The sequence below is a fragment of the Verrucomicrobiota bacterium genome (assembly GCA_021413925.1).
GTDB lineage: Bacteria > Verrucomicrobiota > Verrucomicrobiia > Chthoniobacterales > UBA6821 > UBA6821.
The window spans coordinates 1-16,965 of sequence record JAIOPL010000003.1; the positions used below are offsets into that span (position 1 = coordinate 1).

At 56.6% G+C, this 16,965-nt stretch carries 12 protein-coding genes; 5 read left to right on the forward strand and 7 right to left on the reverse strand.

Going from position 1 to position 16,965, the window contains the following annotated elements; translation table 11 throughout:
• Positions 1-691: 691 nt before the first annotated feature.
• The 5 genes from alaS to K8R57_01985 all read right to left on the reverse strand — a co-directional run bounded on the left by alaS (position 692) and on the right by K8R57_01985 (position 8,336).
• Positions 692-3,403: an alanine--tRNA ligase gene (gene alaS, locus K8R57_01965; protein MCE9587062.1), complete on the reverse strand. Its 2,712-nt coding sequence runs from the start codon at positions 3,401-3,403 to the stop codon at positions 692-694.
• Positions 3,404-3,514: 111 nt separating this feature from the next.
• Positions 3,515-4,936, reverse strand: a complete 1,422-nt coding sequence (locus K8R57_01970; GenBank protein ID MCE9587063.1) for a DUF4340 domain-containing protein — start codon at positions 4,934-4,936, stop codon at positions 3,515-3,517.
• Positions 4,933-6,525 carry a GldG family protein gene (locus K8R57_01975; protein MCE9587064.1) on the reverse strand — a complete coding sequence of 531 codons (1,593 nt, stop codon included), beginning with the start codon at positions 6,523-6,525 and terminating at the stop codon, positions 4,933-4,935. The genes K8R57_01970 and K8R57_01975 overlap by 4 nt, the downstream gene beginning before the upstream one ends.
• A gap of 27 nt (positions 6,526-6,552) precedes the next feature.
• Positions 6,553-7,308, reverse strand: a complete 756-nt coding sequence (locus tag K8R57_01980; GenBank protein MCE9587065.1) for an ABC transporter permease — start codon at positions 7,306-7,308, stop codon at positions 6,553-6,555.
• A complete protein-coding gene (locus K8R57_01985; protein ID MCE9587066.1) occupies positions 7,305-8,336 on the reverse strand; it encodes an ABC transporter ATP-binding protein in 1,032 nt (343 codons plus the stop codon). The genes K8R57_01980 and K8R57_01985 overlap by 4 nt, the downstream gene beginning before the upstream one ends.
• 175 nt (positions 8,337-8,511) lie before the next feature.
• Between K8R57_01985 and K8R57_01990 the strand changes: the two genes are divergently transcribed.
• The 3 genes from K8R57_01990 (at position 8,512) to purB (ending at position 13,840) form a co-directional block, all read left to right on the forward strand.
• A complete protein-coding gene (locus K8R57_01990) occupies positions 8,512-11,334 on the forward strand; it encodes a 2-oxoglutarate dehydrogenase E1 component (GenBank protein MCE9587067.1) in 2,823 nt (940 codons plus the stop codon).
• 34 nt (positions 11,335-11,368) lie between these two features.
• Complete coding sequence (sucB, locus tag K8R57_01995; GenBank protein MCE9587068.1) at positions 11,369-12,466, forward strand: dihydrolipoyllysine-residue succinyltransferase; 1,098 nt, start codon at positions 11,369-11,371, stop codon at positions 12,464-12,466.
• A gap of 78 nt (positions 12,467-12,544) precedes the next feature.
• Positions 12,545-13,840, forward strand: coding sequence for an adenylosuccinate lyase (gene purB, locus K8R57_02000; GenBank protein MCE9587069.1), 1,296 nt, complete (start codon positions 12,545-12,547; stop codon positions 13,838-13,840).
• A 352-nt stretch (positions 13,841-14,192) separates the two neighbouring features.
• Here the strand turns inward: purB and K8R57_02005 are convergent, their stop codons facing one another.
• The gene (locus K8R57_02005; protein ID MCE9587070.1) at positions 14,193-14,501 is read right to left on the reverse strand and encodes a type II toxin-antitoxin system RelE/ParE family toxin; all 309 of its coding nucleotides are present in this window, start codon (positions 14,499-14,501) and stop codon (positions 14,193-14,195) included.
• Positions 14,486-14,671 carry a hypothetical protein gene (locus K8R57_02010; protein MCE9587071.1) on the reverse strand — a complete coding sequence of 62 codons (186 nt, stop codon included), beginning with the start codon at positions 14,669-14,671 and terminating at the stop codon, positions 14,486-14,488. Before K8R57_02010 ends, K8R57_02005 begins: the two co-directional genes overlap by 16 nt.
• Positions 14,672-15,073: 402 nt before the next feature.
• Between K8R57_02010 and K8R57_02015 the strand changes: the two genes are divergently transcribed.
• Complete coding sequence (locus tag K8R57_02015; protein MCE9587072.1) at positions 15,074-16,267, forward strand: NADH-quinone oxidoreductase subunit H; 1,194 nt, start codon at positions 15,074-15,076, stop codon at positions 16,265-16,267.
• A 48-nt stretch (positions 16,268-16,315) separates the two neighbouring features.
• Complete coding sequence (locus K8R57_02020) at positions 16,316-16,846, forward strand: NADH-quinone oxidoreductase subunit I (GenBank protein ID MCE9587073.1); 531 nt, start codon at positions 16,316-16,318, stop codon at positions 16,844-16,846.
• Positions 16,847-16,965: the final 119 nt, after the last annotated feature.

Sequence of the window (16,965 nt, forward strand, 5' to 3'; positions counted from 1 at the left end):
TAGCGGCCGGTGTTCATTGCCACAGATCGTCACCAAACGACTCTCCAAGTTCAAATCCCTCACATCCATTTTGGATCGCAAATCACTCATCTTGAAGTATCAACAAAAACCAATCACCCTCTCAACCGGACACTAGTGATAAAGATTAGGAGTATGGCTTGTGCTACTGGTGCAATTGGTGCAAGAGGAATGTAACCGTCTGCGAGGATGAGAATCATAGCTTAGTCGAACAGTTACTAGGCTGCAAATCAGCCGTGATTGTCTTTGTGGTTAAGAGAAACACTCTGAAAAAGGCTGCATTGGACTTGGAGATCTTCATCACCTTTCAAGCAGCTACAGATATGGTGGAAATTTGACTCATTGCCTCCTCCTCACCTACCTCTCCCACCACCCAAAGGCAATCCAAGAAGGGATTCGGAAGAGTACGGAAAGATTCTTTTTCGCCCAAATTCTGCGGCTTGCTACTTGCCAAAACTTGCCAAAGGAATTCGTATTTACTCTCTGTAACCCCTATTTTTGGCACTTTTGGGAGATCCAACTACCGACACGCAAACAGCTTTATAAGAGTTGTTTACATGTCTTTTGCTGATTCCGACTGTGGGTTAGAAACCCCCTGCGTCTCAGCGCCTCTGCGGGATTTCCTTCATCCCTTTCATCCCTGTGAATAGTATGCGTCGAAATCAAATCTTCCTTAGATCTTCCCTGCCGCGATCAGTTCCCTGGCCTTAGACAGAGCTGCGGTAATACCTGAGATATCGCGGCCACCGCCTCGTGCGCTGTCTGGCTTGCCTCCACCTTTTCCGCCGACAAGGGGTGCGATCGCAGATATTAATTTGCCTGCGGGAAGGCTGGCCTGATGGGCTTTGCTTACAGAGGCAACGAGTGAGACCGCCCCATCCGAGACTCCTGCAAGCAGGATCACTCCGTCGAATGTCGACTTAAGGGCATCAGCTACGGCCTGCAAAGCATTGCCGTCGGCTCCCGGAACTTCCTCCACGATTGAGGGAACCGCCCCTGCAGTGGCTTTATCGATCAGATTCTTGGCAAGTCCGGCGGCTTCGCGCTGATGGAAGGCCTCCAACTCCTTTTCCAGTTCCTTCTGACGTGCTAGTGTTACCTCGAGCTTCTTCTCCACTTCGGCAAGAGGCGATCCAAGACGTGATGCCAAACTCTGGAGACGCTCGGCATCACTCTTCGAGGCGCTCCGGGCCTCATGGCCCGCAACGGCTTCGATGCGACGGATTCCAGCCGCCACTGCTGCTTCGCTTAGGATTCGGAAGAGACCGATCTCGCCGGTTCCACGGACATGGGTTCCGCCGCAGAGTTCCATCGAGTAGCCATCAAGCGATCCGGGCATGCCTCCGATCTGAACGACACGGACGATATCACCGTACTTATCGCCGAAGAACTGGAGGATGCCGGGTTGTCCCTTCACCTCGGCATAAGGCAACTCTTGCCAGCTCACCGAGGAATTCTCGAGGATGCGCTCGTTGACAAGGCGTTCAACGTTGGAGATCTGGTCGGGTGTCAAGGCACCGCTTGAAAAGTCAAAGGTGAGCTTCTCGGCTCCTACGAAGGAACCTTTTTGGGAAAGCGTCTCACCAAGAACTTCGCGCAGAGCCCAATGCAGGAGATGGGTGACGGTGTGATGGCGTTGGATGGAGGCACGCCGCGGATGCTCGATGGAGAGAATGACAGTGGCTCCCGGGAGTGGGGCGTCCTCGCCTTCGGTCAGCTCCAGGAAATGAAGCCATGTGGGACCATTCTTCTGAATGTCGGTGACCCTCCAAAGAGAGCCTCCGGTCGTCAGCGATCCGGTGTCCCCAAGCTGTCCTCCCATTTCGGCATAGCAGACGGAGCGATCAAGAATGACTGCTGTCCGGTCCTTGATACGGACGATCTCCAATACCGTGGCCTCGGTCTCTGCTGAATCGAATCCCGTGAAGGCCGTGGGGGTTGTCGTCTCAAGCGAGGAGACGCTGATGATTTCCTTTTTCTGGGCTGCACGCGCGCGTGCGCGTTGCTGCTGCATGAGGATCTCGAAGCCTGCATGATCGACGGAGAGTCCGCGCTCGCGAGCAAGGAGTTCGGTGAGGTCGAGTGGGAATCCCTGCTCGTCATAGAGGCGGAAAGCCACCTCGCCGGAGATCTCCTTCCCCTTCGTTGCCTCGGCCTCGAAGAGTGTTAGTCCCTTGTCCAGGGTCTTGTGAAAGGCCTCTTCCTCCCGCTTCAGCGTCTCGGTGATGAGGGATTCCTTGGCGCGCAGCTCCGGAAAGGCATCTCCCATGAGGGATGCCAGGACCGGGGTGAGTTTATGGAGAAATGGGCCGTTGAAGCCGAGTGTGCGGCCGTAGCGGACGGCGCGACGGAGGATGCGGCGTAGGACGTAGTGACGTTCGGCATTGCCGGGCTGGATGTTGTCGGCGATCGCGAACCCGAGCGTGCGCAGGTGATCGGCAATGACACGGAAGGCAATGTCATCCTTCTCCTGATCCGTGACGGGAATCATCGCTCCATCGCCCGAGGGTTGAGGAAGGGTCGAGCCGTACTTCCTGCCGCAGAGGGTGCCGATCGCTTCGAAGATCGGGCGGAAGAGATCAGTCTCGTAGTTGGAGATCACGACATTGCTGAACTCTGTGAACCCCTTCGTGCATTGGATCACGGAGCAGACTCGCTCGAAGCCCATTCCGGTATCGACATGGCAGGCAGGGAGAGGAACGAAGCTGCCATCGGGGTTGGCATTGAATTGGATGAAGACCAGGTTCCAGATCTCGATGCACTCGGCGCTACCTTTGTTGACGAGGGCTCCCTTGGTGTCGCCAGCCGGAGTCAGGTCGATATGCAGCTCCGAACACGGGCCGCAAGGCCCAGTCTCACCCATCATCCAGAAATTATCCTTCCGGTTGCCGGGAACGACATGGATCGCGGGATCGAGTCCCTTGGAGAGGAAAAATTCTGACCAGAGTGCGTGGGCCTCGGCATCGAAGGATGCCGGATCGCCTTCAGCTGGGCTGTAGACCGTTGCATAGAGACGCTCGGCGGGGAATTTCCAGCGCTCGACGAGCAGCTCCCATGCCCAGGTGATAGCCTCTTTCTTGAAGTAATCGCCGAAGGACCAGTTTCCCAGCATCTCGAAAAAGGTGTGGTGGTAGGTGTCGAGCCCGACATCCTCGAGGTCGTTGTGCTTGCCTCCGGCTCGGATACACTTCTGGGTGTCGGCGGCACGCGCTGGGGAATAGGAACAGGGCGTTGTGCCAAGAAAGATCGGCACGAACTGGTTCATCCCGGCGTTCGTGAAGAGAAGGTTAGGGGAGTCGGGCAGGAGGCTGGAGGAAGGGACGATGGTGTGCTCCTTGCTGCGGAAGAAATCGAGGAACGAACGGCGGATCTCGGTGGAGGTCATGGGAAGAAAAGGATGAAGGAAGAATTATGAATGATGAAGGAAGCCGATGAATCGGATGGGTAGGTAATCAGAAACAGAGTGATCGTTTCAACGCTGCAACTTTTTAACCTTTCAACGCTTTAAGGCTTCACTGACTACGCTCGGACCCTTCGTCAACTCCAGGGAGCTTTCCGGGAGGATCATGAGATCCGAGGAAGTACCTTCGCGGAAGGAAACAAATCCATTCCGGGCCGTCCCAAAGGCATACTCCGCCAGGATCAGGTCGCCGGCTGCTTCCTCGGCGGTATTTTCCGAAAGATGGGCGATGAAGCGGATAACGGTGGGATGAGTCAATCCGACGCTTTCCAACTTCTCGGGTGTTGACGGTTCGAAGGTGCTGGCGGTCAGTGATTGCAGCTTTTCAAACCAAGTGCTGACTTCTGCCGCCGCAAGAGTTCCTATGCCACTACCGGTAATTTCCCAATCATCGCTTCCCTTTTTACGCGAAAGAGTGAACGTCGTTGCTTGGTTGCTTGTTTGTTCCTGGGGATGAATCCCGATCTCGATTTTATCCACGGCATCCAGGCGCAACGGCTTTGGCTGTCTTGACCGGAGCGTCGAGGGAGTGACTTCAAGAAACCTTGCCAATCCGGGAACAATGCAGATTCCTGGTCTGTCGCTGCAGCTCACATAATGACTCTCCGGGGATCCTGCAACGGCTGATCCGATAGTGATCGTCACCGGCGATTTGCTTCCTGATTCATGTGCCGAGATGACAATAGCCGACGAGTCCATCCCAGAGTTAACGGGATCTGTTCCTGCGGGTATCCAATGATCGACCTTGGACGATACGAGACTTGTCGCCCAGTCGACCACGGCCTTGCCGTTACCCCGAGAGGTCATGGGGCTCGTGAGATTCCAACCAGAATCCCCTTTTTGTAGGGAGAGGCGCTGAAAAACCGATCCCTTGGTGAAGTTGATTGACTCCAGGCGGTCGGGATCAAGGGAGGTCAGGCGAGGATCCCGGAACTCCTCCACAGGTCGGAAGGCCGTCTCCACTAAATCCGAAGGAATCAGATAAACCGTTTTGCCCCCATCCAATCGGGCGTAGATCTGATCTTTTGCGGCACCCTCAATGCCGAATGCAAGTGTTCTGCTTGTTCCATCCATTCCGTCGAAAAATGTCAGCGCGCGCTTCGGCATGTTGAGATCGAGTGATTTCATGGTCACGTTTCCCTTCAGATCAGAGGGTTTTAAGATGTCGAGAGGAGTAATTCCAGCCGCCCCCTCAAGCAGTGAACGGATCAATCGTGCATTGGCCCGGTCAGAACTGGCACTGGAGAGAGACCCTAATCCGACCATCCAAGTTCCGTTTTGCTTATTCAGCACGATCTCCCCTCCACCCTCCCGGATAGTGATCTTCATGACATCTGCTGGACGGAGGTTCAGCAGCGGCTCCGTGGCAGAACGGGTGTGCGATCGCCCGGAAAAAAACAGAATGATCAGGGCTGCAGCCGCCAGGAACAGAAGGGCCAGCGTTCCTTTCCAGCTCACGAGCGCCTCCTCCAGAGGACGATGATGCCAAGTAGTGCCGCGGCCATGGGGATTACCAGCATGGTCCAGAGAGCCAGAAAGCGGAGTTGCTGCTCATCCAGATTCAGCGTGAAGAATTCCTTGGTCTTGGGAGTGGTGCCGGCGAGTCGGGTGCGGTCGATGAGGGTATTCATCGCGCTGGAAAAGAAATCGAGGCCCGTTTCGGCAAGGTACTTGTCCTTGAGGAACTCACTGTTGCCGACGACGACCATACGCGACGCCCCCAGGGCCAATCGGTCGTCATGCACGCCACCGAGATCGGTCATGGCCGCAATGACGACTGGGAAGAAGGTGTCCCGGGCAGGGTCGAAGGTGATACCCTTGCCATCAGAATTCGCGTACTTGGAGCAGCCCCGGAATCCATGGATGGCCCGGATGAGTGGTCGAGTGGTCCCTTGGACGGCCGCTGTCACCGGGGTGTTCGATGATAAGGTCGTGGTGGTTGACTCTGTGTTGGTTGAGGGAGCCGGAGCGGAGGGCGGGATCGGGTTGGAGAGCAGTTTATCACGCTGGTCGTTGATCGCGAGGGAACGGGTGTTTCCAGTCATAAGGATGTTCATCCCCACAAGGTGTGAGGTGATCTCAGAGCCAGCAAAGAACTCACCGGTCACATCTCGCAGAATGACCATCGTTCCGCCAAGATTGACTAGGCGCAGGACGCGATCGTTGCGCGCGATGATGTTGCCCGATTCGGCAAGGAAGGCATCCAATTCAGGCGTTTCCCCGGTTGGATCCAGCAGGATCATGAGGTGCCCCTCCGCCTTCCAATACGATTTCAGGGCCGCCATCTCGTCCGGTGAGGGATCGAAATGAGCCCCGTCAATGACTACCAGCGCCGCATCCTTGGGCACGGAGGCTGTCTCTGCAAGGTTCAACGGGGCAACCATGATGTTCTGCCGCTTTAGGTTCTGTCCCACAAGTTGGAGAGGTGGAACGCCGGGGAGGCCCTCTCCGTGACCCTGGAGGAAGTAGGCTTTCTTGTTTGATGCGGGTTCGATCAGGGCAATCAGCGCAGAGGTGAGAATCTGCTCTCCACGAAAGGCTACCAATCGGGGGCGGTCTCCGTACTGGGTCGGAGCTGTGTCGTATTCCCCCATCTCCGGCGCGGGAATGATGGTCGAGCGCCCATTGTATTCCACGATGATGACATTCTCTCCGCCGGAGAACTTGTAGCGGGCTTGTAGTTCGTGAGCGCGCGCAGGGTTTCTCAGTGGATCGATACGCTCGACGGTGAGGTCACGATAGTGGTGCGCGTAGAACTGGAATTCCCGCAGGAGCGCCGTGATGTCGCCATAGAGTTCGGCGCCGGGGGAGGCGGAGCTAGGTGAGAAATAGATAATGACCCGCACCGGTGCTTTCAGGAACCACATTATCTCCTTGGACTGACTGGAGAGCTCGTACTTGTGGGATCGACTGAAATCGTAGCGGCGGTAGTGGTTGAGCGACCATCCGACGATGCTGCCTGCCGCGATCAGCGCCGCGGCGATCTGCAGCATGACACGGAGGCGGATACTGCGCAGGTGGGAGGGCTTTCTGTCTTGGGATGCCATGATGCGAGGGGCGAAAAGAATAGGGGATCAGGAGCGCCAGCGGCGGGCTTGGAAGCTCTGGAGTGTCAGGAAGAGAAAGAGCCCTGTCATCACGAGGTACCAGACCACCGGCCTTGTGTCGAAGATCCCGCGGGAGAACTGGGTCATCTGATCGATCGGGGAGAAGGTGATCGTGATCCCTTGCATCATCGTATCGACATGGCCCACTAGGAAGGAGAGGAGTCCTGTCAGGAAAAAGAGTGCGATCACGGCGAAGGTGATCACCGCTGCGGTGATCTGGTGGCGCGTGAGCGAGGAACAGAAGCAGCCGAGTGAGAGATAGAACATCCCCATGAGGAGAAGCAACAGATAGGAACCGACAAAGGCACCAATGGCACCAGCCGACGTGAGATGGGTCTGCCACCAGAAGATCAGAAAGTAGAGACCCGTCGGCATCCAGAGGAACGCGTAGAGAAAGAGGACGCCCAAGAACTTGGCGAGCACCACCTGAGTGTCACGCACTGGAGCCGTCATGAGAGGTTCGATGGTGCCGCTGCGGTATTCCTCCGAGTAGAGGCGCATCGTGAGTAGCGGAAAAAGCAGCAGGAAGGAGAACCAGAAAAAGACCGTATTGAAGAAGGACTCCACCACGGTCACTTCCGTTGGTCCGTGATTCAGGACGGAGACACCGGCGTAGAAATTGAAGCCCGTGACCAATAGCAGGAAAAAGAGGATCACCCAGGCCATGGGTGTCTGGAAGGCCGAGGCGACCTCCCGTTTCCAGAGGATCCAAAAAATTCTCATAGCTTGGCAGGCTCCTTGGTTGACGTCTTCCTCTCCGGCGTGCCGGGGATTCGGTCGACGAACGAAGTAAAGATCTCTTCGAGGGATGATTCGTGCGCCGAGAGTTCCCTGAGCTTCCAGCCTCTACGCACAGCCTCCTCGAAGAGTGCGGGGCGCGGGTCCCCAGAGGAGGATGAAGATAAAGATGGGATAATCTCGTAACGGGTCCAACTAGAGGTGGAGTTGGTGGAGGATGGGATGCCTTCTGCAAGGGATGCCGAGGCGACTTCTTCCAGGGATTGCAGGATCGCGAGCACGGCCTCCGAGTTGGCCCGATCGGCGGTCTGGATTTCCATTCTCACCGAGCCCGAGAGAGCAATGCCGGAGCGTTCCCGTAACTCTGCGGGCGTGCCGGTCGCGACGATATGCCCCTTGTTAATGATAAGGACGCGGGAACAGGTCATCTCCACCTCGCTCAGGATATGGCTGGAAAGCAGGATTGTATGCCGCTTCGCCAGTCCCTTGATGAGTTCCCTGACTTCACGGATCTGACCCGGGTCGAGACCTATGGTCGGTTCGTCGAGGATAAGGATGTCGGGTTCATTCACCAGAGCATCAGCAAGTCCAACGCGCTGGCGGTATCCCTTGGAGAGAGTTCCTATGAGCTGATTGCGAACATGACTGATGGTGCAGAGCTCCAGGGCATCCTCAACCTTTTCGGTGATACGGCGGGAGCGGACTCCTTTTAGGGCGGCTCGGTAGCGGAGGTATTCTCCGACGCGCATCTCGGGATAGAGAGGAACGTTTTCGGGAAGGTAGCCGATCCGGGACCGTGCCTTGAGCGACTGGCTCAGGATATCGAAACCCGCGATCCTCACCTCGCCCGCATCTGCTGGGAGATATCCGCTGAGGATTTTCATCGTCGTGCTCTTGCCGGCGCCGTTAGGCCCCAGGAAGCCGACCACCTCGCCTCGATCGACCGAGAAAGAGAGATCCCGGACGGCATCGGTCGCGCCGTAGCTTTTAGTGAGTCCTTGGACAGAGATCATGCGGAGGCCGGGAAGATAAGAAAACTAACTGCTATGAGCCGGCGGTGCAAGAATGCTCGGGCAGCCGACATTGCCAGCTTGCTCCTCTCCACTTATCTGTTAAAGAATAAGATTTCTGTGTCCTTGCTGGGAAAATCCAGCTTGAGCCACGGATGACACGACTTTTCATACCTTCATGAGCACATCCTTCACGGCCCGCTGGAACGAAGCGGCCATCGATGAAAATTACGAAAAATGGCAACGGGACGCAGCCTCCGTATCGCCTGACTGGGCCTCCTTCTTCGAGGGGTTTGAACTTGGCTACGCGCGCTATCAGAAAACACCTGCTAAGCCAATCGGCGCAGTCGTTCCCACCTCTTCCACGCAGTCCTCCACAGCAACAACGACAGAGTTAGTTGCAGGTGAAACCTCCCTTCAGAGCCGTGTCGAGGCGCTGATCTACACCTACCGGACGCTTGGTCACACGGCCTCGCGTCTCAACCCTCTCGTGGATGAGGTTCCTTACCAGCCACTGCTGGAGCTGAAGGAATTCGGACTCACCGAGGCTGATCTGGATACCACGGTCTGTTCCCGTTCCTTCCGCGACGGAGTTCCGATGAAGTTGCGCGACATCATCGAGGAGATGAAGGCTATCTACTGCGACACCCTCGGTGTGGAGTACATGCACATTCAGAATCCCCGTATCCGCCACTGGATCCGCGAGCGGGTCGAGGCTCGTGCAGGGAAGGCCGACACGGAGACTCCCCACTACAGGATCCTACGCACACTCCACAAGGCGGAGAGCTTCGAGCACTTCATTCACACAACCTATGTCGGGAGCAAGCGCTTCTCGCTCGAGGGTGGCGAGTCGATGATGGTGGCCCTCTCAGAGATCCTCTTCCGGTCCCCAGGGGCCGGTGTGAAGGAGATCGTTCTTGGCATGGCCCACCGCGGCCGCCTGAACATCCTGACGAATTTCCTCAAGAAACCCTTCGAGATCCTCTTCAACGAATTCAGCGATAAGTACGATCCCGATCTCGGCGAGGCCAGCGGCGATGTGAAGTACCACCTCGGTTACCAGACGACGCGCCGCAACGAGCAGGGCCAGGAGGTGGAGGTCTATCTCGCCGCCAACCCCAGTCATCTGGAGGCGGTGAATCCCGTCGTCCTTGGCAAGGCACGCGCACGTCAGCGCATTCTCGATGACACGATCGACCGTCGGAAAGTCGTCCCGATCCTGATTCACGGCGATGCTGCCTTCCCGGGTCAGGGCATCGTCGCAGAGTGCTTCAACCTCTCCCAACTGGAAGGTTACAAAGTGGGAGGCGCGATACACCTGATCGTGAACAATCAGATCGGCTTCACTACGCTTCCGAAGGATTCGCGTTCTTCGCTCTACTGCACCGAGATTGCGAAGACTGTCGAGGCGCCCGTTTTCCATGTCAACGGCGACGACCCGATCGCCGTTGCCGAGGCGGCCCGCATCGCGATCGCCTACCGCCAGGAGTTCGGCCGGGACATCGTTATCGATATCGTCTGCTACCGCCGCTATGGCCACAATGAAGGGGACGAGCCGCTCTTCACCCAGCCTGATCTCTATAAGGTAATCCGTGCCCACAAGCGCCCAAGCGAGGTTTTCCTGGAGCGTGCGAAGCAGCTTGGCACGCTCACCCAGGAGGATTTCGACGCCAGTTGGAAGAAGTCCCAAGGTCATCTGGAGAGAGCCCTTGCCGAGATGAAGAAGGGGATCGTCACCGATGTGAAGGCCAACCAGAAGGCCTTTGTCGGTTCCACCGCTGTCTTCCAGCCCGACTACTCCTTTCAGCCGGTCAAGACAGCCATCAGTGAGAAGACCCTCCGGACGATCGTCGACGGTCTCACGACAGTGCCTGCCGACTTCCGCATCCTTCCGAAAGTCCGCAAGACTATCCTTGAGCGTCGTCGCGAGGTCTTTGAGAAAGGAACCGGCTATGACTGGGGATATGGAGAAGCCCTGGCTTTCGGTTCGCTCATGCTTCAGGGAATACCGATCCGACTCTCCGGACAGGACAGCCGCCGCGGCACCTTCAGCCATCGTCACTCCGTCTTCTATGACGAGGTGAATCGCGAGCGTTACATCCCGCTGCAGCATCTCGCTGGCGACCAGGCCCGTTTCTGTGTCTACAACAGCCCTCTATCCGAGGCGGCCGTGCTCGGTTTCGACTACGGCTACTCCATGGATTATCCGAAGATGCTCTGCATGTGGGAGGCCCAGTTCGGTGATTTCGCCAACGGTGCACAAATCATCATCGATCAGTTCATCGCCTCGGCAGAGACCAAGTGGCTGCGACCCAGCTCACTGGTCATGCTTTTGCCCCATGGCTACGAGGGTCAGGGTCCCGAGCATTCCAGCGCACGCCTTGAGCGCTTCCTTCAGCTCTGCGCCGAGCAGAACATGGAGGTCTGCAACCTCACCACGCCAGCACAGTACTTTCATGCACTGCGCCGCCAGATGCTCCGCGATTTCCGCAAGCCGCTGATCATCATGACGCCGAAGAGCCTCCTGCGTGCCGAAGTGGCCGTCTCCACGACAGAGGATTTCACTAAGGGCTCGTTCCATGAGATCCTTGAGGGACCCAAGCCCGCAGATCCAGCAAAGGTCGAGCGTCTTATCCTCTGCTCCGGTAAGGTCTACTACGACCTTCTGGCGTATAGGGAAAAGAACGGCTGGAGCGACCGTAGTGCTCTCGTCCGGTTTGAGCAGATCTATCCGCTCAACGAAGAGGAGCTCCGCAAGATCACCGCGACCTATCTTGGTGCGGGTGCAAAACCTGAGATCGTCTGGTGTCAGGAAGAGCCCTCGAACATGGGCTCTTGGCATCATTTACTCCCGATCCTGATGAAGTTCTTTGGACGCGCCATCAGCTATGCGGGCCGCGAGGCCAGTGCCAGCACGGCTGTTGGCACAACTGCTGCCCACAAGCATCAGCAAGCCAACCTCATTGCCCAAGCTTTCGGTGAAAAAGTAAGCGGTAAATAACGAACAAATCTCCCAACTCCCAACCATTCCCATCATGAGCGTTGCTGTCATCGTACCTGCCGTCGGCGAATCCATTACTTCCGGAGTTCTCTCCGCCTGGCATAAAAAAGACGGGGATCATGTCGCCGTGGGCGACCTTCTCTTCACACTCGATACCGATAAGGTCTCCTCGGAGGTCACAGCCCTGGAGGCCGGAGTCCTTAAAATTCAAGTCGCCGAAGGAGCCGAGATTCCGATCGGCTCCACGGTCGCCGAGATTGATACGGCCGCGGCCGCACCAAAAAAGGCTGAAGGCGAAAGGCTGAAGGCTGAAGTGGCTGAGAAAAAGCCCGAGACCAAGCCAGTACCTGTGGCCGAAGCACCCAAGGCCGCTCCAGTTCCCACCCCATCACCGATTGCCCATTCCCCATCCCCCGCGCCTAAGGCGCAGCCCGAAGGGCGAGTGACCCGCCGCAAGCTCACCCCTCTCCGTCGGAAAATTGCTCTCCAGTTAGTCAATGCCCAGCAGACCGCCGCTATCCTTACCACCTTCAACGAGGTCGACATGAGCGCAGTCATGAATCTCCGCAAGGACGTCCAGGAGGGCTTCCAGGCCAAGTATGGTGTGAAGCTCGGCTTCATGTCCTTCTTCATCAAGGCTGTGGTGGAGGCCCTTCAGGTAATTCCCCAGATCAATGCCCAACTCGAGGGGGACGAACTCATCGAGAACCACTACTACGACATCGGCGTGGCTGTCGGCACGGAGAAGGGACTCATGGTTCCCGTCCTGCGCGACTGCGAGAAGCTCTCTCTGGCCGGCCTTGAGAAGGAACTTGTAGGCTTCGCCGTGAAAGCCCGCGAGGGAAAGATCGGACTCTCCGACCTCCAAGGTGGCTGCTTCACCATCTCCAACGGCGGCGTCTACGGATCTCTCCTCAGTACTCCGATCCTGAATCCGCCCCAGAGCGGCATCCTTGGCATGCACAAGATCCAGGAGCGTCCCGTCGCCATCAATGGCAAGGTGGAGATCCGTCCGATGATGTATCTTGCTCTCTCCTATGACCACCGGGTCGTCGACGGCAAGGAGGCGGTGACTTTCCTGATTAAAATCAAAGAAGCTCTCGAGAATCCGGTGCGACTCTTTTTGGATTAGTCCTAAAAGAGAGATTGGAATGGGCCTCTCCATTCAAAAGAGGCTTCCTTGGCGACGTCTGAACGCTAGACTTCTCCGATGATTGAACGCTACAGCCGACCCGAGATGCGCTCCATTTGGACGGAGCAACGTAAACTGGAAATCTGGCTCGAGATCGAGACTCTGGCCTGCGAGGGGATGGCCGAGCTCGGGATCGTTCCCAAGGAAGATGCCCAGACTATTCGTGAGAAGGGAACCTTCCGCATCGAGGAGGTACGCGAAATCGAGAAGAGGACGAATCATGACGTGATCGCCTTCCTGGAGGAGGTCGCCGTCCATGTCGGCGAGCCGGCCCGCTGGATCCACCGCGGACTTACCTCTTCCGATTTGCTCGACACGACTCTTGCGGTCCAGATGGTCGAGTCGGCAGACATCCTGCTCAAGGATCTTGAGGAACTCCTCGTGGCCATCGCCGCCCGGGCCAAGGAGCACAAGTTTACCCCGATGATCGGCCGCAGTCATGGCATCCATGCGGAACCAGTGACCTTCGGTCTGAAACTCGGCGTGATGTATGATGAGTTCAGCCGATCCATCGAGCGTCTGAAGGAGACCCGCGATCGCGTCGCCTACGGCATGCTGAGCGGTGCGGTCGGGACCAATGCCCATCTTGATCTGAAGGTCGAGGCCTATGTCTGCGAAAAGCTTGGGCTGAAGCCCGCCAATATCTCGACCCAGATCATCCAGCGCGACCGTCATGCCGAGTTCATGATGACGATTGCCCTGATCGGCTGCTCCATCGACTGCTGGGCCACCGAGTTCCGCCATCTCCAGCGCACCGAGGTGCTCGAAGTGGAGGAGGCCTTTGCCAAGGGCCAGAAGGGGAGCTCCGCCATGCCGCATAAGCGCAATCCCATCACCGGCGAACGTCTCTGCGGACTAGCCCGTGTCCTGCGCGGAAACGCCCAGACCGCCATGGAAAATGTAGCCCTCTGGCACGAGCGCGACATCAGTCATTCCAGCGCCGAACGGATTATTCTGCCCGATTCCTGCACTCTGCTTGACTACATGCTGGTCCTCCTTACCCGTCTCGTGCGCGACCTGACGGTCTATCCGGAGCACATGAAGCGGAACATGGATCTGACTCTCGGACTCTGGGGAAGCCAGGCGGTCCTGCTCGAGCTCACCGACCGAGGCATGGCTCGTAAGAATGCCTATGAGGCTGTCCAGCGCGCCGCCATGAGGACCTGGGCCGAGAAGATTCCTCTCCTCCAGACCCTCAGCGAGGAGAGCGAGGTCATGGAGCACATCGATGCGGCCGAACTCAGTCGGATCTGCTCGCCCGAGCGTCACTTCGCCAACGTGGAGGAGAGGCTTCGTAAGGTCGGCATTCAATAGAAGGCTTGGGATTTTCGCGCATCGCGGCGTTCTGCTGTACTCGCAACGCCGAGTGCTGGGAAGCACGGAGTAGCCTGTACGAAGTACAGCCCCGAAAGGGGCGAGGCCGTCGGGAGACGGCGAGGCAATATAACTACAGCTTGAACGGCACTTTGCTCCCGCAAAGCCGTGTCACCCTTCGGATTTTCCTACAGAAACTTCTCCGCTCCTCTTCCCAGAGGCTTGGTTCGCTTGCAGGCCTTGCGCCGCATCGAAACTTCCAAGCCTTGGGGAAAGATTACTCCGCGGTGAGGAGGCAATGACTTCTCCCGGGAGTTAGAGGCTGCTCGTAGGAAGCTACGGGCGCAGATGGTTACTCCTTAACGAGAGGAACGTCTCCTTGGGCGCAGTGCCAGAAGCGCAGGATCTCGACTTGATCGTCAGTCTCAGAAATCTGGCAAACAATTCTGTAACCCTTATGGAGCCAGTATCGGTAGGGAACTTCGGGATACTCTGGGCAGACTGGACCTGACAGGGGGTGCTTTCCAAGCATCCGTTCCGCCGCCTCGATCAACGAGTCACCCAATTTTGCTGCTGCATTCGGATCGAAACGGGAAATGTAAGAAACCGAATCGGCAAGATCACGGATGGATGTTGGTGCGAAGATTACGCGCCGATCCATTCCCTTAATTTCTTTTTGGAGGTATGCGAATCCATACCCTCACCATCACGGATTTCTCGGGATGCCTCCTCAATGCCAGCTAGGAAGGAAAGCTCGCGGATGATCGACAGCAGATCCGTGTTTTCGGGCAATTCACTGATCGCCGTGAGGGCCTGTTCTTTCGTGGTCATTGATGTTGATATACTCTTGAAAGATCGCATTCACAAGCGATTGGCAGACCGCTTCTCCGTTTCAGCGCGGGACACTTTTTTTAGTTGGCTGACTCCGCGGCGTGGGGGCGGTGACTTTCTCTGAGAGTTGAAGGGCTTCCACAGGCTGCGCGTGGGAAGTCACCGGGTGCTCTTCGAGTACAAGATGATAGGCGGCAAAAGAGCTGTCACCTGTGTTTTTGCGGGATCACGCCGCTTGATCTACGAGGTATTCCAGAGTCGGTTGACGGAGTGAAAATACCGCAAGATGTCTCCCGGATAACGCAGTGAGAGGAGCGCCTAGAAGTGTTTTTTCTCTCTTGCGTCTCGACACTCAGACGGCGGAAGGATACCACATTTAGGCTTCGATCTTAAACGAGACCCATGGACACCGCTCTGATCCTTCATTTTCTGACCACTCCGTTGGTGTTCCTTATTTGGACGACTTTCCTGAAGACCTTCATCCTGTTGAACGTGGTTCTCGGCGTCGTTTCGGTCACCGTGTTTGCCGAGCGCAAGGTCAGCGCCTTCATTCAGGACCGCACCGGCCCGAACCGAGTCGGTATTCCGATGACTCTCCTCGGGGGTAAAAAGGATATTCCTCTCTGGGGATTGGGCCAGATGATTGCCGATCCGGTGAAGCTCCTGACCAAGGAGAACTTCGTCCCAGCCGGTGTAAACAAGTTCTTCTTCTGGCTCGCTCCGAAGCTGGTCCTGCTCCCGCCTCTGTTGGTGCTGGCGGTGCTTCCCTTCGGCAGCTCGCTTTTCGGAGTCGAGATGACCATCGCCAATATCAATGTAGGCGTTCTCTTTATCTTCGCCGTCACTTCCCTCAGCGTCTACGGCATCACGATTGCCGGATGGGCCTCGAACTCGAAATTCCCGTTTATTGGAGGCATCCGTTCCTCTTCTCAGATGATCTCCTACGAGCTTTCGCTCGGCCTCTCGATCATCCCGATTTTTATGGTCTGCGGCACACTCAACATCAATGAGATCGTGGACTGGCAGATTAAGAATGGTTGGCTGGTGGCTCCCTACTGGCCGCATGGGTTCTCTCTGGATCAGCTCTTGCATCCCAAGGATCTGATCCACTCCCTGATTGCCGGCGTGAGTCTGGAACGTTTCCTGCTCTGGATTCCCATGATGGTCTCTTTCGTTATCTTCCTGGTTTCGATCTTCGCGGAGACGAACCGTCTCCCCTTTGATCTTCCTGAGGCCGAGCAGGAGCTCGTCGGCGGATACCATACCGAGTATTCCTCGATGAACTTCGCATCGTTCTTCCTCGGCGAATACGCCGCGATGTTCGCAGGTTCCGGGGCTATCGTCTCCATCTTCCTAGGAGGCTGGAGTCTGCCGATCATCCCAGATGGCTCTCACGGCTGGGTCTGGGGTCTGGTGAACATCGGGGCCTGGTTCGCAAAGGTGTCTGTTATTCTCCTCTTCATGATCTGGATCCGCTGGACACTTCCCCGCTTCCGGTATGATCAGCTGATGAAGCTTGGCTGGCTCGGTTTCTTCCCCATCGCGCTCTTCAATATTTTCCTCACTGCGATCATTCTCGCTGTCGTGCACCATTGATCATGGACATGATCGTTCATCACTAAACTTTCCAACCAAACCGATCCCATGGCTATCGTCGTCAATCGTCCCAAGCTGACCTTCGCGGAGAAGTGTTACCTGCCAGCGATCTTCGCGGGACTCGCGATCACCTGGAAGCACTTGAAAAGAGCCCTCTTCAACAAGGGAATCGTCACCATGCAGTATCCCGAGGAGAAATGGGATGCTAACCTGCCCGACTGGTACCGTGGTGCCCCCACGCTTGTCGTCGATGAGAATGGCAGAGAAAAATGTGTTTCTTGCCAGCTCTGCGAATTCATCTGCCCCCCCCGTGCGATCACCATCAAGCCGATGGAGATCCCCGAGAACGATAAATGGCGCAAGGTTGAGAAGCGTCCCGAGGAGTTCGACATCGACATGGCCCGCTGCATCTACTGCGGTCTCTGCGAGGAGGTCTGCCCCGAAGAAGCCATTTTCCTCCGCAAGGACTACTCCATCACAGGTCTCAATCGCGCCGAGATGGTCCATGACAAGAAGACGCTCTACAAGCTGGGCGGTGTCATGAAGGGTCTCACCTTCAAGTGGAACGAGCTGAAGTAACACCGATCCGAGGTTAAAAGAGTGAAAAAGATAGAAGCTTCTTCCCAATCCCCATTTCTTCCAATCTCCAGCTCTTAAATTCCTTCTGACTCAGGTTTTAGGTTTCAAGTTTCATCCTT

Coding starts and splice junctions, on each gene's coding strand:
- sucB (MCE9587068.1), top strand. CDS start 11,369: ATGAGCGTTGCTGTCATCGTACCTGCCGTCGGCGAATCCATTACTTCC.
- K8R57_02020 (MCE9587073.1), top strand. CDS start 16,316: ATGGCTATCGTCGTCAATCGTCCCAAGCTGACCTTCGCGGAGAAGTGT.
- K8R57_01980 (MCE9587065.1), bottom strand. CDS start 7,308: ATGAGAATTTTTTGGATCCTCTGGAAACGGGAGGTCGCCTCGGCCTTC.
- K8R57_02010 (MCE9587071.1), bottom strand. CDS start 14,671: ATGACCACGAAAGAACAGGCCCTCACGGCGATCAGTGAATTGCCCGAA.
- K8R57_02015 (MCE9587072.1), top strand. CDS start 15,074: ATGGACACCGCTCTGATCCTTCATTTTCTGACCACTCCGTTGGTGTTC.
- K8R57_02005 (MCE9587070.1), bottom strand. CDS start 14,501: ATGGATCGGCGCGTAATCTTCGCACCAACATCCATCCGTGATCTTGCC.
- alaS (MCE9587062.1), bottom strand. CDS start 3,403: ATGACCTCCACCGAGATCCGCCGTTCGTTCCTCGATTTCTTCCGCAGC.
- K8R57_01990 (MCE9587067.1), top strand. CDS start 8,512: ATGAGCACATCCTTCACGGCCCGCTGGAACGAAGCGGCCATCGATGAA.
- K8R57_01975 (MCE9587064.1), bottom strand. CDS start 6,525: ATGGCATCCCAAGACAGAAAGCCCTCCCACCTGCGCAGTATCCGCCTC.
- K8R57_01985 (MCE9587066.1), bottom strand. CDS start 8,336: ATGATCTCTGTCCAAGGACTCACTAAAAGCTACGGCGCGACCGATGCC.
- purB (MCE9587069.1), top strand. CDS start 12,545: ATGATTGAACGCTACAGCCGACCCGAGATGCGCTCCATTTGGACGGAG.